9 protein-coding genes are annotated in these 12887 nt (G+C 62.3%); 6 read left to right on the forward strand and 3 right to left on the reverse strand.

Annotation, left to right across the window (positions count from 1 at the left end):
* The first annotated feature begins 49 nt into the window (after positions 1-49).
* The 5 genes from AC515T_RS01995 (at position 50) to AC515T_RS02015 (ending at position 9631) form a co-directional block, all read left to right on the forward strand.
* Complete coding sequence (locus AC515T_RS01995) at positions 50-2500, forward strand: glycogen/starch/alpha-glucan phosphorylase (protein WP_496531241.1); 2451 nt, start codon at positions 50-52, stop codon at positions 2498-2500.
* A 291-nt stretch (positions 2501-2791) separates the two neighbouring features.
* On the forward strand, positions 2792-6406 hold the full coding sequence (locus tag AC515T_RS02000) for a DUF2339 domain-containing protein (RefSeq protein WP_496531242.1): 3615 nt from the start codon (positions 2792-2794) through the stop codon (positions 6404-6406).
* A complete protein-coding gene (locus AC515T_RS02005; RefSeq protein ID WP_496531243.1) occupies positions 6403-7785 on the forward strand; it encodes a DUF3999 domain-containing protein in 1383 nt (460 codons plus the stop codon). The genes AC515T_RS02000 and AC515T_RS02005 overlap by 4 nt, the downstream gene beginning before the upstream one ends.
* Positions 7786-8021: 236 nt before the next feature.
* A complete protein-coding gene (locus AC515T_RS02010) occupies positions 8022-9032 on the forward strand; it encodes a class 1 fructose-bisphosphatase (protein WP_018607993.1) in 1011 nt (336 codons plus the stop codon).
* Positions 9033-9034: 2 nt separating this feature from the next.
* Positions 9035-9631: a DUF924 family protein gene (locus AC515T_RS02015; protein WP_496531244.1), complete on the forward strand. Its 597-nt coding sequence runs from the start codon at positions 9035-9037 to the stop codon at positions 9629-9631.
* A gap of 7 nt (positions 9632-9638) precedes the next feature.
* On the opposite strand, the gene AC515T_RS02020 is transcribed toward AC515T_RS02015, so the two are convergent.
* The 3 genes from AC515T_RS02020 to AC515T_RS02030 form a co-directional block, all read right to left on the reverse strand.
* Complete coding sequence (locus AC515T_RS02020) at positions 9639-9971, reverse strand: type II toxin-antitoxin system RelE/ParE family toxin (RefSeq protein ID WP_496531245.1); 333 nt, start codon at positions 9969-9971, stop codon at positions 9639-9641.
* Positions 9968-10240: a type II toxin-antitoxin system Phd/YefM family antitoxin gene (locus tag AC515T_RS02025; protein WP_496531246.1), complete on the reverse strand. Its 273-nt coding sequence runs from the start codon at positions 10238-10240 to the stop codon at positions 9968-9970. The genes AC515T_RS02020 and AC515T_RS02025 overlap by 4 nt, the downstream gene beginning before the upstream one ends.
* A gap of 187 nt (positions 10241-10427) precedes the next feature.
* A complete protein-coding gene (locus AC515T_RS02030; RefSeq protein WP_496531247.1) occupies positions 10428-12320 on the reverse strand; it encodes a methyl-accepting chemotaxis protein in 1893 nt (630 codons plus the stop codon).
* A gap of 284 nt (positions 12321-12604) precedes the next feature.
* On the opposite strand from AC515T_RS02030, the gene AC515T_RS02035 reads away from it, so the two are divergent.
* On the forward strand, positions 12605-12859 hold the full coding sequence (locus AC515T_RS02035) for a hypothetical protein (RefSeq protein ID WP_003186715.1): 255 nt from the start codon (positions 12605-12607) through the stop codon (positions 12857-12859).
* Positions 12860-12887 lie beyond the last annotated feature (28 nt).

The following is a 12887-nucleotide window of genomic DNA, read 5'->3' on the forward strand; positions in this document are numbered from 1 at the left end:
TCAGACCGACTAGGCTCAGACAATTCCATGCTCGTTCGAGGTCTCATCAATGACTCAAGAACCACTTGTTCGCGAAGCCGAAGTCGCTGCTTTTCGCGATGCTGTGTTGACCAAACTCACTTATGCCGTCGGCAAGGACCCCGATCATGCGTTTGATCACGATTGGTTCGAAGCCATTGCCCTGGCCGCCCGCGACCACATGGTCGAACACTGGATGGACCACACGCGGCAGATCTACCGCAAGGGCCAGAAGCGCGTCTATTACCTCTCCCTGGAATTCCTCATCGGTCGCTTGCTCTACGACAGCCTGAGCAACCTCGGCCTGCTGGACACCGCCCGTGAAGCCTTGACCGAACTGGGCGTGGACCTGGAGCGTATCCGCCTGCTCGAGCCGGACGCGGCGCTGGGCAATGGCGGCCTCGGCCGCTTGGCGGCGTGCTTCATGGAAAGCATGTCGACCCTGGGCATCGCCGGCCATGGCTACGGGATTCGTTATGAGCACGGCCTGTTCCGCCAGGCGATTGTCGATGGCTGGCAGCAGGAGCAGACCGAGCACTGGCTGGACTTCGGCAACCCGTGGGAGTTCGAGCGCCCGGAGGTGGTCTACCCGATCGGCTTTGGCGGCAGCGTCGAAACCGTGACCGATGACACCGGCAAGACTCGGCAAGTCTGGTCCCCGGGCGAAACCGTGCGTGCCATCGCCTATGACACCCCAGTGGTGGGTTGGCGCGGTGCCAGCGTCAACACCCTGCGCCTGTGGCGCGCCCGGGCGGTGGAAGACCTGCACCTGGAACGCTTCAATGCCGGCGACCACTTGGGCGCGGTAGCGGAAGTGGCCCGGGCCGAAAGTATTTCCCGCGTGCTGTATCCGGCCGACAGCACCGAAGCCGGCCAGGAACTGCGCCTGCGCCAGGAATATTTCTTCGTCGCCGCCTCGTTGCAGGATTTGCTGCGCCGCCATCGCAACATGCACACCTCGGTGCTGACCCTGGGCGATCACGCGGCGATCCAGCTCAACGACACGCACCCGTCCATCGCCGTGGCCGAGCTGATGCGTCAATTGGTGGACGTCTACGATGTGGCCTGGGACGCGGCCTGGCAGATCACCCAGGACACGCTGTCCTACACCAACCACACGCTGCTGCCCGAAGCCCTGGAGACCTGGCCGGTGGGGCTGATGGAACGCATGTTGCCCCGGCACATGCAGATCATCTACCTGATCAACGCCCAGCACATCGATTCGCTGCGGGCCAAGGGCGTGCACGATTTCGACGTGCTGCGCTCGGTGTCGCTGATCGAAGAGGACAACGGCCGCCGGGTGCGCATGGGTAACCTGGCGTTCCTCGGTTCCCACAGCGTCAACGGCGTGTCCGGGTTGCATACCCAGCTGATGCGCAGCACGGTGTTCTCCGAGCTGCACAAACTCTATCCGAATCGGATCAACAACAAGACCAACGGCATCACCTTCCGCCGCTGGTTGTTCCAGGCCAACGCCGAATTGACCTCGATGATGGTCGACGCCCTCGGCCCGAGCGTGCTCGACAACCCCGAGGAACGCCTGATCGAACTGGAGCCGTTTGCCGACAAGCCGGCGTTCCGCAAGGCGTTCGCCGAACAGCGCCTGCACAGCAAGAAGGCCCTGGCTTACCTGATCCATGAGCGATTGGGCATCGCCGTCAACCCGGCGGCGATGTTCGACGTGCAGGTCAAGCGGATCCACGAGTACAAGCGCCAGTTGCTCAACCTGATGCACACCGTGGCGCTGTACCAGGCGATCCGCGCCGAGCCGGAAGTGGATTGGGTGCCGCGGGTGAAGATCTTCGCCGGCAAGGCCGCCGCCAGTTATCACCAGGCCAAGCTGATCATCAAGCTGACCAACGACATCGCCCGGGTGGTGAACAACGACCCGACCGTGCGTGGTTTGCTCAAAGTGGTGTTCCTGCCCAACTACAACGTCAGCCTGGCCGAAAGCATCATCCCGGCGGCGGACTTGTCGGAGCAGATTTCCACGGCCGGTTTCGAAGCGTCGGGCACCAGCAACATGAAGTTCGGCCTCAACGGCGCGCTGACCATTGGCACCATGGACGGCGCCAACGTGGAAATGCATGAGCGCATCGGTGGCGAACACATGTTCATCTTCGGCCTGACCGCCGAGCAGGTGGAAGCGCGCAAGCAAAACGGAGAGTTCAGCGCCGCGCCGGACATCGCCGCGTCCCACCGGCTCAACGATGTGTTGCAGGCGATTCGTGGCGGGGTGTTCTCGCCGGATGATCCGATGCGCTACGCCGGGCTCGTGGACTCGCTGGTGGACTACGACCGCTTCCTGGTGTGCGCCGACTTCGACTCGTATTGGAACGCCCAGGCCAAGGTCGAAGAACGGTGGCACGACTCCAAGCAGTGGTGGCGTTCGGCGGTGCTCAACACCGCGCGCATGGGTTGGTTCTCCTCGGACCGGACCATCCGTGAATACGCCACCGACATCTGGAAAGCCCTGGAGTAGCATTTGCTGTAAGAAATGTGAGCGAAGCCCAACGGCGGTTGGGCTTCGTCGATATACTAGGCGCCAGTTTCGCCGGGCTGTGTGGCCGGACTCAGTAAGGGGCAGCGCACCAATCCAATGTGGGAGTGAGCTTGCTCGCGATAGCCGTGGGGCAGGCAATATCAGTGTCGCCTGACACGCCGCTATCGCGAGCAAGCTCGCTCCCACAGGGTTTGGGGGTTTCCACTAGACTGATCCAGGCACCGCATCACCCCGGTTACGCCCGCAACGGGCCGCTTAGGGATATCGACCATGCAATGGATCTTGATGCTGTTGGGCCTGGCACTCGGCTGGGTGGTGGACGAGTCGTTCGCCGATGCGCTGATAGGCGCACTGGTGGGGCTTGGCATCGCCCAGGCGTTTAGGCTGAGCCGCCTCGCTGCCCAGGCCACCAAGCAACAGGGCCTTCTGCAGGAGGCGCAGCGTAGCTTGATCGAGCTGCAAGCGCGTCTGACGGTGCTCGAGCGCGGCAGTACTGCTGCACCGAGTGATCCGGCGCCAGCGCCTGAAGTCGTCGTCGCCCAGTCACCGAAAGCCGAACCTCGTGTCGAGCCGGAGTTGAGCTGGGAACTGCCGCCTGACCTCGAGCCCGTCTCGGCAATGGCTACGCAAGCCAGTCAGCCCCTGCCCGACGACATCTGGAAACCTCAGCCTGTCGCCTCCCAGCCCGCCGCCCGCAAACCGGTTCGCCCGGAACCGGTGGTTTTTGAGCCCGCAGCGCCCCGTGGCCCGAATCTGTTCGACCGCGCCTGGATGGGCGCGCGCAATTGGCTGTTCGGCGGCAACACCGTGCTGCGGGTCGGCGTGGTGCTGTTGTTCCTCGGCCTGGCGTTCCTGCTGCGCTATGCCACCGAAGGCCTGGTGGTCCCGATCGAACTGCGTTACGCCGGCGTCGCGGCCAGCGCCTTGGGCCTGCTGGGCCTGGGTTGGTGGCTGCGCAACCGCAACAACAATTATGCGCTGATGCTCCAGGGTACCGGGATCGCCGTGTTGTACCTGACCGTGTTCGCCGCCATGCGCCTGCATCCATTGCTCGATTCCAAGGCCGCCCTGGGCTTGCTGGTAGCGGTGACGGTGTTCTCGGCGATCCTGGCGGTGACCCAGAACGCCTTGGGCCTGGCCGCAGCCGCAGCGTTGGGCGGCTTCGCCGCACCGATCCTGACCTCCACCGGCAGCGGCAACCACGTCGCCCTGTTCAGTTACTTCATCCTGCTCAACGCCGGCATCCTCGCGATTGCCTGGTTCAAGGCCTGGCGCCTGCTCAACCTGATCGGCTTCGTCGGCACCTTCGGCATCGGTTTGGCTTGGGGCCTGCGCTCCTACGCGCCGGAACTGCTCTGGAGCACCGAGCCGTTCCTCATTCTGTTCTTCCTCATTTACCTGGCGATCGGCTTGCTGTTCACCCGTCGCAAACTGTTGGAAATGAGCGACGCCCCCGAGGACTGCAGCCGCGAGGCGTTGCTGCGCTGGTCGGCGCGCAAGGGCGATTACGTGGACGGCACGATGTTGTTCGCGCCGCCACTGGTGGGCTTCGGTCTGCAGTTCGCCTTGGTGCAGCATCTGGAGTTCGCCGCTGCCTTCAGCGCCCTGGCCCTGGGCATGATCTACATGGGCCTGGCCCGCGTGCTGATGGGGGGCCGGGCCTTGCTGCTGGCCGAAACCTGCCTGGCCCTGGGGGTGATTTTTGCCAGCCTGGCGATTCCGTTGGGGCTCGACGCCCGTTGGACCTCGGCGGCCTGGGCCGTGGAGGGCGCGGGGATCTTCTGGCTGGGCCTGCGTCAGCAACGACCCTTGGCCCGGGCCTTTGCCTTGCTGCTGCAACTGGGCTCGGCGCTGGCCTTCATCAGCGAACTGCGGTCCGGCGAAGGCAGCCTGCTCGATGGGGCTCCGTTGGGGGCGTTGATGCTCGGCGGCGCCTTGCTCTTCACCTTCTACCAACTGCGCAAAGCTGCGCCGGACCTCACCTCGACGTGGGAGCGCCAGGGTTTACCGGTGTTGGCTGTCCTGGGACTCAGCTTCCTGTATTTGCTGGCGCCGCTGTTTTTCTTCACCCATGGCACTGCCATTGCCTGGGCCCTGGCCGGTTTGGCGACGCTGTTTGTCGGCCTGCGCCTGCAATCGCGCAGCTTCCTGTTCACGGCATTCGCGGTGCAGTTGCTCGGCGGCGCGCTGTTCCTGATGCGCTTGCAAGGCGCCGAGGGCGATGCGTCGGCGGTGTTCAGCGCGGGCTGGAGCGGGTTGCTCAGTGCTTCGCTGATCGGCCTGGCGTTGATCGGCGGCATGTTGCTGGCGGCGCGCGACGACATGGTGCGCAACGATGTCCGATTGCTGCGCGGCTTGTCCGTGGTGCTGCTGGCGGGGCTGGTGCTGATCAATCTCGCGGTGCTGTTCGTCCTGCCCTGGCAAACGGCGAGCGGCGTATGGGCGGCCAGTGGCCTGTTGATCATCTGGCTGAGCCTGTACCTGAAACAACGCGCGAGCTTTGTCTTCGGCTTGCTGCTGCAACTGCTGGGCGGTGCGGCGTTCCTGACGGCGGGGCCGGCGCTGTTGGGGCCGCTCAATGCCGAGGATCTGCGGCCCCTGGCCCATAGCGGTTTCTGGACGCCGCTGGTGCTGGGGCTGGCGGCGTTGGTGGGCGCATGGCGCCTGCAACGGGCCCACGCCGCGCAGGAACTGGACGCCCTGAGCTTGCAGCGCCTGTCCGAGCTGTTACTGATCTGGGGCGCGGGCTGGTGGGCGCTGGCGTGGGTCAGCGAAGTGCTGCGCTTTGCCCCGGCGAACCTGCAGGGCAGCTTGCTATTGGTGGTCGCGGCGCTCAGCGTGGCGGTGTGGAGCGTTTTGTCGCTGCGTTTGAAATGGCCGGCGCTGGGGTTGCTGTGCACGTTGTTGATTCCGGCGGCGGGTTGCGTGCTGGTGGCGACGGGGCACAGCTACTACCACCCGGCTGCGGATTTCGGCTGGCTGGCCTGGCTGGCGGTATTTGCCGTGCATTTCCTCTCGCTCAAGCGCCTGGCGCCGATGCTGCCGGCCCAGGCGCGCAGTACCGCCCACGTGCTCGGTTGCTGGTTGCTGATGGCGGTGTTGATGCTGGAATTGCGTTACGGCCTGCTGTTGCTGTCCGAGCAGTACAACGCCTGGCGCTGGTTGGCCTGGGCGATCCTGCCGAGCCTGTACCTGGTGCTGATGGCCGCGCCGCGTGCCTGGCCATGGCCGGTTTCGGCGCAGCCACGGGAATACCGTGTCTATGCGGCGGCACCCATGGCACTGCTGATGCTCGGTTGGTTCTGGCTGACCAACACCTTCAGCGATGGCACCGCCGAGCCACTGCCTTACGTGCCGTTGCTCAACCCCTTGGAGCTGGGCCTGCTGTTCGCCTTGTTCGGTGTCTACGTGTGGGCCCGCAACGCCGTGGCGCAATCGACGAGCCGATGGAGTCGCGTTGGACACATCGCCCAATTGATCGCCGGTGTGTCGTTGTTCGCGTTCTTCACCGCCCTGGTGATGCGCAGTGCCCACCAGTGGATGGGGGTGCCGTTCGAGCTGGATGCGCTGCTTGAATCCATGTTCGTACAGGCCGGGCTGTCCATTGTCTGGACCCTGATCGCCCTGGGCCTGATGATCGGCGGGCATCTGCGCCATCGCCGTGAAGTGTGGCTGATCGGCGCGGCGTTGATCGCCGTGGTCGTGGCCAAGCTGTTCTTTGTCGAATTGAGTAACCGTGGCGGTCTGGCGCGGATTGTTTCGTTTATCGGCGTAGGCGTGTTGCTGCTGGTCGTGGGCTATTTTGCTCCGCTGCCGCCCAAGCGCCCGGAGACGGTCGCCCAGGATGAGCCGCCTATGCCTGTCAGTGAGGGAGTGTCATCTTGAGTCGCAAGTTGAATCGGATCGGGCTGGGCGTGGTCGGATTGTGGGTGGCGTTGTCGGCTACGGCCCAGGAGCAACCGGCGGATTTCGCCCATCAGGTGCCGTTGGTCCTGAGCGGCGAAGGGCCGTGGTATCGCCTTCCGTTGCCACTGGACGTGCAGTTGCAGGCGCGACAGACCGACCTGAGCGACCTGCGGGTCTTCAACGCCGCCGGTCAGGCCCAGGCCTACGCCTTGGTGCGCGAGTCGGCCCAGAGCCGGGAAAACCGCACCCTCACCGATGTGAAGTGGTTCCCGCTGTACAACGCCGCCGATGACAACGAGCGCGCTCCCAGTGTGCGAGTGCAATCGAACGCCAACGGCACCCTCGTGGAAGTCCAACCCTCGAGCCGGCTCGAAGTCGGGGAGGAAGCGTTGCGTGGCTGGTTGTTGGATGCCAGCGCGATCAAGGCGCCGCTGCAGCAGTTGATCCTCGACTGGACCAGCGAGCGCGACGGCTTCCAGCGGTTCACCATCGAAGCCAGTGACGACCTGCAGCACTGGCAGTCGTGGGGCGAAGGCCAGGTGGCGCGCTTGACCTTTGCCGACGAGCAGGTCGAACAGCATGAAGTGAACCTGCCGGGGCAGCCGGCACGTTACCTGCGGCTGCTGTGGGATTCGCCGTCCTCGGCCCCGGTGCTGACCTCGGCCCAGTTGCAAAGCGCCAGCCGCGAAAACCTGCCGTTGCCGTTGGCCTGGTCGCAGCCGTTGGCCGGCAGCACGACGAAGGCCGGTGAATACACCTGGCAGTTGCCCATGGGGCTGAACATCGAACAGGTGGAGGTCGAACTGAGCCAAGCCAACAGCCTGGCCCCGGTGACCCTGGCCGGTCGTCGTGAAAGCAGCCACCCGTGGCAGCCGCTGGGCAGTGGCTTGCTCTATCGCCTGACCCAGAACGGCCAGGATGTGCTGCAAAATCAATTGCAACTGTCCGGCCAGACCGTGCAGCAATTGAAACTGACCGTGGACGAGCGTGGCGGCGGCCTGGGAACCGAAGCCCCGGCCCTGCGCTTTGCCGTGCGTCCGACCCAGGTGGTGTTCCTGGCGCGGGGCGAAGGGCCTTACCGACTGGCGCTGGGCAGCGCGACGGTCAAAGCGGCCAGCTTGCCATTGAGCACGCTGGTGCCCGATTACAAACCGTCGCGCCTGGCGACGCTGGGGACGGCGACGGTGAACGGCGCGGCCACGTCGACGCCGGCTGCGGCCCCTGCAACCGCAGCCACGCCTGCGACGGTCGACACCAACTGGAAGAAAATCGGCTTGTGGGCGGTGCTGCTGCTGAGCGTACTGTTCCTCGCGGCGATGGCGTTCAGCCTGTTGCGCAAGCCTCCGGTCAATAACTGAGGGTGTGCTCATCGCGAGCAAGCTCGTTCCCACTGTTGACCGAGTTGTTCCGACGAACGCGGTCTATTGTGGGAGCGAGCTTGCTCGCGATGGCGTCCTCTGAATCAACAGAAATACCCAAGCGAGCCCCCACCCCGTGAACTCAATCCTCCATATCCCGTCTCATAGGAGGAATTAAGTCCCGACTCGCGCTAAACTGCGCTGGTTTTTCCGCCCCCTATTCTTCGGAGCCGTCCATGTCCCGCGTTACCTTGAGTCGCTATTTGATTGAGCAGACCCGCAGCAACAATACCCCTGCCGATCTGCGCTTTTTGATCGAAGTGGTGGCGCGTGCGTGCAAGGAGATCAGCCACGCCGTCTCCAAAGGCGCGTTGGGTGGTGTCCTGGGCAGCATGGGCACCGAAAACGTGCAGGGCGAAGTGCAGAAGAAGCTCGACGTGCTGTCCAACGAAATCCTGCTCGAAGCCAACGAATGGGGCGGTCACCTGGCCGGCATGGCGTCCGAGGAAATGGACAATGCCTACCAGATCCCGGGCAAATACCCCAAGGGTGCCTACCTGCTGGTGTTCGACCCACTGGACGGTTCGTCGAACATCGACATCAACGCGCCGGTCGGTACCATCTTCTCGGTACTGCGTTGCCCGAACGAGTACCTGAGCCAGAACGAAGCCCTGAATGAAAAGGCCTTCCTGCAGCCGGGCACCGAGCAGGTCGCCGCCGGTTATGCCATCTACGGTCCTCAGACCATGCTGGTGCTGACCCTGGGCGACGGCGTCAAAGGCTTCACCCTGGACCGCGAGATGGGCAGCTTCGTCCTGACCCACGAAGACATCACCATTCCTGAAACCACCCAGGAATTCGCCATCAACATGTCCAACCAGCGTCACTGGGAAGCCCCGGTAAAACGCTACGTCGAAGAGTTGCTGGCAGGCGAAGAAGGCCCACTGAAGAAGAACTACAACATGCGCTGGGTCGCTGCGATGGTTGCCGACGTGCACCGGATCCTGACCCGTGGCGGCCTGTTCATGTACCCGCGCGACAGCCGCGAGCCGTCCAAGCCGGGCAAGCTGCGCCTGATGTACGAAGCCAACCCGATGTCGTTCCTGGTGGAGCAGGCAGGCGGCGCTTCCACCGACGGCCACCAGCGCATCCTCGATATCAAGCCTGAAGGCCTGCACCAGCGCGTGGCCGTGTTCCTTGGTTCGAAGGAAGAAGTGGCGCGCGCCACGGCCTATCACAAGGAGTAATCATGGCCGAGCCCTGGCAGCCGTTGCTCGATTGGTGGTTCGGTTCAGCCGACACACCGGACGAAATATCCGCTGACAAGGGCAAGCTGTGGTTCGGTAAACACCATGATCGCCAGGCGCAAGAGCGCTTCGGCGATCGGGTCGAGCAGGCACTGGCCGGCGGATTGACCGACTGGGCGCAACGCCCCGAAGGTTGGCTGGCCCTGGTGCTGCTGCTCGATCAACTGCCGCGAATGATCTTTCGCGACACGCCCAAGGCCTTTTCCGGCGATCTGCGTGCCCAAGCACTGGTGGCCCAAGGCTTGGCCGCAGGTTTCGATCTGCAACTCAAACCGATCCAACGCGTATTCATCTACCTCGTGCTTGAACACTGCGAAAACCTCGCGGTGCAGAACGAAGCCGTGTCGCGGTTTATCGACCTGGTGCGAGAGCAGCCTGAGGCGCAGCGGGCGGTGTTTGAAGACAACCTGGATTATGCCGAACGGCATCAGAAGATCATTGCTCGGTTTGGGCGGTTTCCCCATCGCAATGCGGTGTTGGGGCGCGAGTCTACGGCTGATGAGCTGGAGTTTTTGAACAGGCCTGGGTCCAGGTTCTAGTGAGTTGTTAAGGACTGCTTCGAAGCAATCGCTTCATTAGCAGCGTGGGCAAGCTCTTGCGGTTATCGGCAATGATATGGATATAAATCGTTTGGCCCCGCACCTCATAAATGATTCGGTTCATCCCTGACAATATCTGACGATACTGACCGAGATTCAGCCTTTCGATTTCTTCTGGAATCGATCCCGCATAAGGCAAGGTCTCCAAATGACGGATCGCCGTTTTCAGGCTGGCATAAGTGTTTTGCCATGTCTGAAAAGAAAATCGTTCGATAAGATAGGCGCGGAGTTCTTTAAGATCTGTTTCAGCCGACTGAAGAATGACAATCTTTAACTTCATTGGACATCGGCCTTGTCCAGCTCACCGAAGACATCTTCAATTTCTCTGAATTTACCGTTTTCAATTTCTTGGTTGCCCATCGCCAGTAGCTTTAACAGCGCCATGGTGTCTTCTTGTTCTTCGAAACTTTTTACATCCATAACCACGAGCTTGGCTTCACCGTTTTGAGTGATGATTAAAGGCTCCCTGCTTTCTGTAATGCTCTTGACGATTTCGGCGGTGTGGCTCTTCAAATAGCTGATGGGTTTGATTTGGGATGACAGCTTCATGATGCTGGCCTCGAAAGAGTGAATGGACTGAGTTTAGTCTTAATTCAGTCTTGCGTCAGGCTGTGTTGATCTGATTCCTGTGAGGCTGATGCCGCCATCGCGAGCAAGCTCGCTCCCACAGAGATCTTTGTGGCAAAGAGATCAGCTGTGGGAGCGAGCTTGCTCGCGATGGGGCCCCTTCCAGGCGCTAGATCCGGAAACTGCCCACCAACTGCTTCAACCGCGCCGCCTGCTGCTCGAGGTCGGCACAGGCCCGCAAGGTGGCTTGCAGGTTTTCCACGCCTTCCTGGTTAAGGGTATTGATCTCGGTGATGTCGACGTTGATCGACTCCACCACGGCGGTCTGTTCTTCGGTGGCGGTCGCCACGGACTGGTTCATGCCGTCGATTTCACCGATACGCTGGGTCACGCTGCCCAGTCGCTCGCCAGCCTGGTTGGCGATGCTGACGCTGCTTTCGCTCTGGCGCTGGCTGTCGGTCATGGTCAGTACCGCTTCCCGTGCGCCGACTTGCAGTTCTTCGATCATCTTCTGCACTTGCTGCGCCGAATCCTGGGTGCGGTGGGCCAGGTTGCGCACTTCATCGGCCACCACTGCGAAGCCGCGCCCGGCTTCACCGGCCCGGGCCGCTTCGATGGCGGCGTTGAGGGCGAGCAGGTTGGTCTGTTGGGAAATGCTGGTGATCACCTCAAGAATTTGGCCGATGTTCACCGTGTTGCTGTTCAGGGTTTCGATGTTGCCGCACGAATCGCTGATCTTGGCCGACAATTGCTGCATGGCCGCGATGGTTTTATCCACCACGTGCTGGCCGTCTTCAGCCAGGCTGCGGGCATCGCTGGAGTGTTGCGAGGCGAGGGCGGCGTTCTGGGCGATTTCCTGGGCGGCGGCGCCGAGTTGGTTGATGGCCGCGGCCACGCTGCTGGTGCGCGAGGCCTGCTGGTCGGAGTTGAACATCGACGAGTTGGACGCACTGACCACGCGCAAGGCGACCTCGTTGACCTGGCCGGTGGCCGAGGCCACTTCGCGGATCGAGGTGTGAATGCGCTCGACAAAACGGTTGAACGACGTGCCCAGTGCGCCGAATTCGTCCTGGCCGTGGATGACCAGGCGGCGGGTCAGATCGCCTTCGCCTTCGGCGATGTCATGCATGGCGCGGCCCATGGTCAGCAGCGGTTGCATCAGTACACGGATCAACATGCCCAGCAGGGCGATGATGAACAGCACGGCGATGACCATGGCGATCAGCGCCGACGTACGGAACTCACTGAGCATCGCCAGCGCAGTGTCCTGGTCGAGCACCAGCGCCACGTACCAATCGGCACCCGGCACGCCGTTGACGCGGGTGAAGGAGATGAATTGGGTCTTGCCGTCGAGGTCGACTTCCTTCACGCCCGGGCTGATTTGTGGCGCGCCGTTGGGGTAGGCCTCGGCCAGGGTCTTGAGCACGCGCTTGCTATCGGGGTGGATCAGGATCTTGCCGTCGGCGCTGACGATGAACGCGTGGCCGTGGCCACCGAAGTTCAGTGAGTTGATGATGGCGCTGACGCTGGACAGGTCGATGTCTGCACCCGCCACGCCAATCATCTGGTTCTGGCGTTGTACCGGCGTGGCGACGGTGATCACCAGTTTGCCCGATGAGGCGGCGATGTAGGGTTCGGTGACGATGGTTTGCTGTGCGCTGTTGGCGGCCTTGTACCAGCCACGGGCGCGCGGGTCGTAGTCGGCGGCGCGATTGCCGGCCGGGACCGAGAACATCACGCCGTCGGTGCCGCCGAAATAGCTGAGTTGGAAGTTGCCGGTGTAGGCCGGCAGGCCCACGGCGCGCTTGAGGCTGTCGGCACTGTTGCCGTCCACGGCGATCTGCTGGGCCAGCGACTGCAGCAATTGGATACGACCGTCGACCCACGTCTGGATGTTGCGGCTGGTCAGGCTGCCGAGCTCCTGCATGGAGGTCTCGGTGCTGGCGTAAAGGCTTTGGCGTTGACGATAGTCGTTGAACAGGATGAAACAGGCGAATGCAACGGCCACCACGAGGGCGGCAGCCAGCAGGATTTTATGGCTGAATTTCATGTTTCTGGTCATTAAGAAAACTACCGCGGAGGGACGGGTCAGGAAGGGCTGTCAATTTGCCATAACGCAGGATTTTGCGCTGTTACTTTTTATCGGCGCAAAAGCCCGGCCCATCAGGCGCCAAGGGCCCAATCCCGACGAAAGGTACGACGCTGTCACAAACCGGTTGATTCACCGATGAAACACCTCTGCACAGCCAATAAATACTGGGGGCGTCAGGGAACCAGATAGGGGTTTTCTCTTCTAAGGATCAGGTTGGCACCCTGCCACCTCCCTTCCGTTCCAGGAGTTACACCATGTCGCTGCGATCTATCGCCCTGCTGTTTATGTGCGTCGTGTTGACCGCATGCAGCAAGGTCAACCAGGAAAACTATTCGAAACTGTCGGCTGGCATGCCCAAGGCCGAAGTCGAAACGTTGCTGGGGAAACCGACTGATTGCTCAGGCGCCCTCGGCATGTCCAGTTGCACCTGGGGCGACCAGAAAAGCTTTATCAGCGTGCAGTACGCCGGTGACAAAGTGTTGATGTTTTCCGGCCAAGGCCTGAAGTAAACCGAGGCCAGAGGCCTGCGGGAGAAAA

The organism is Pseudomonas sp. FSO-7 (assembly GCF_059579345.1).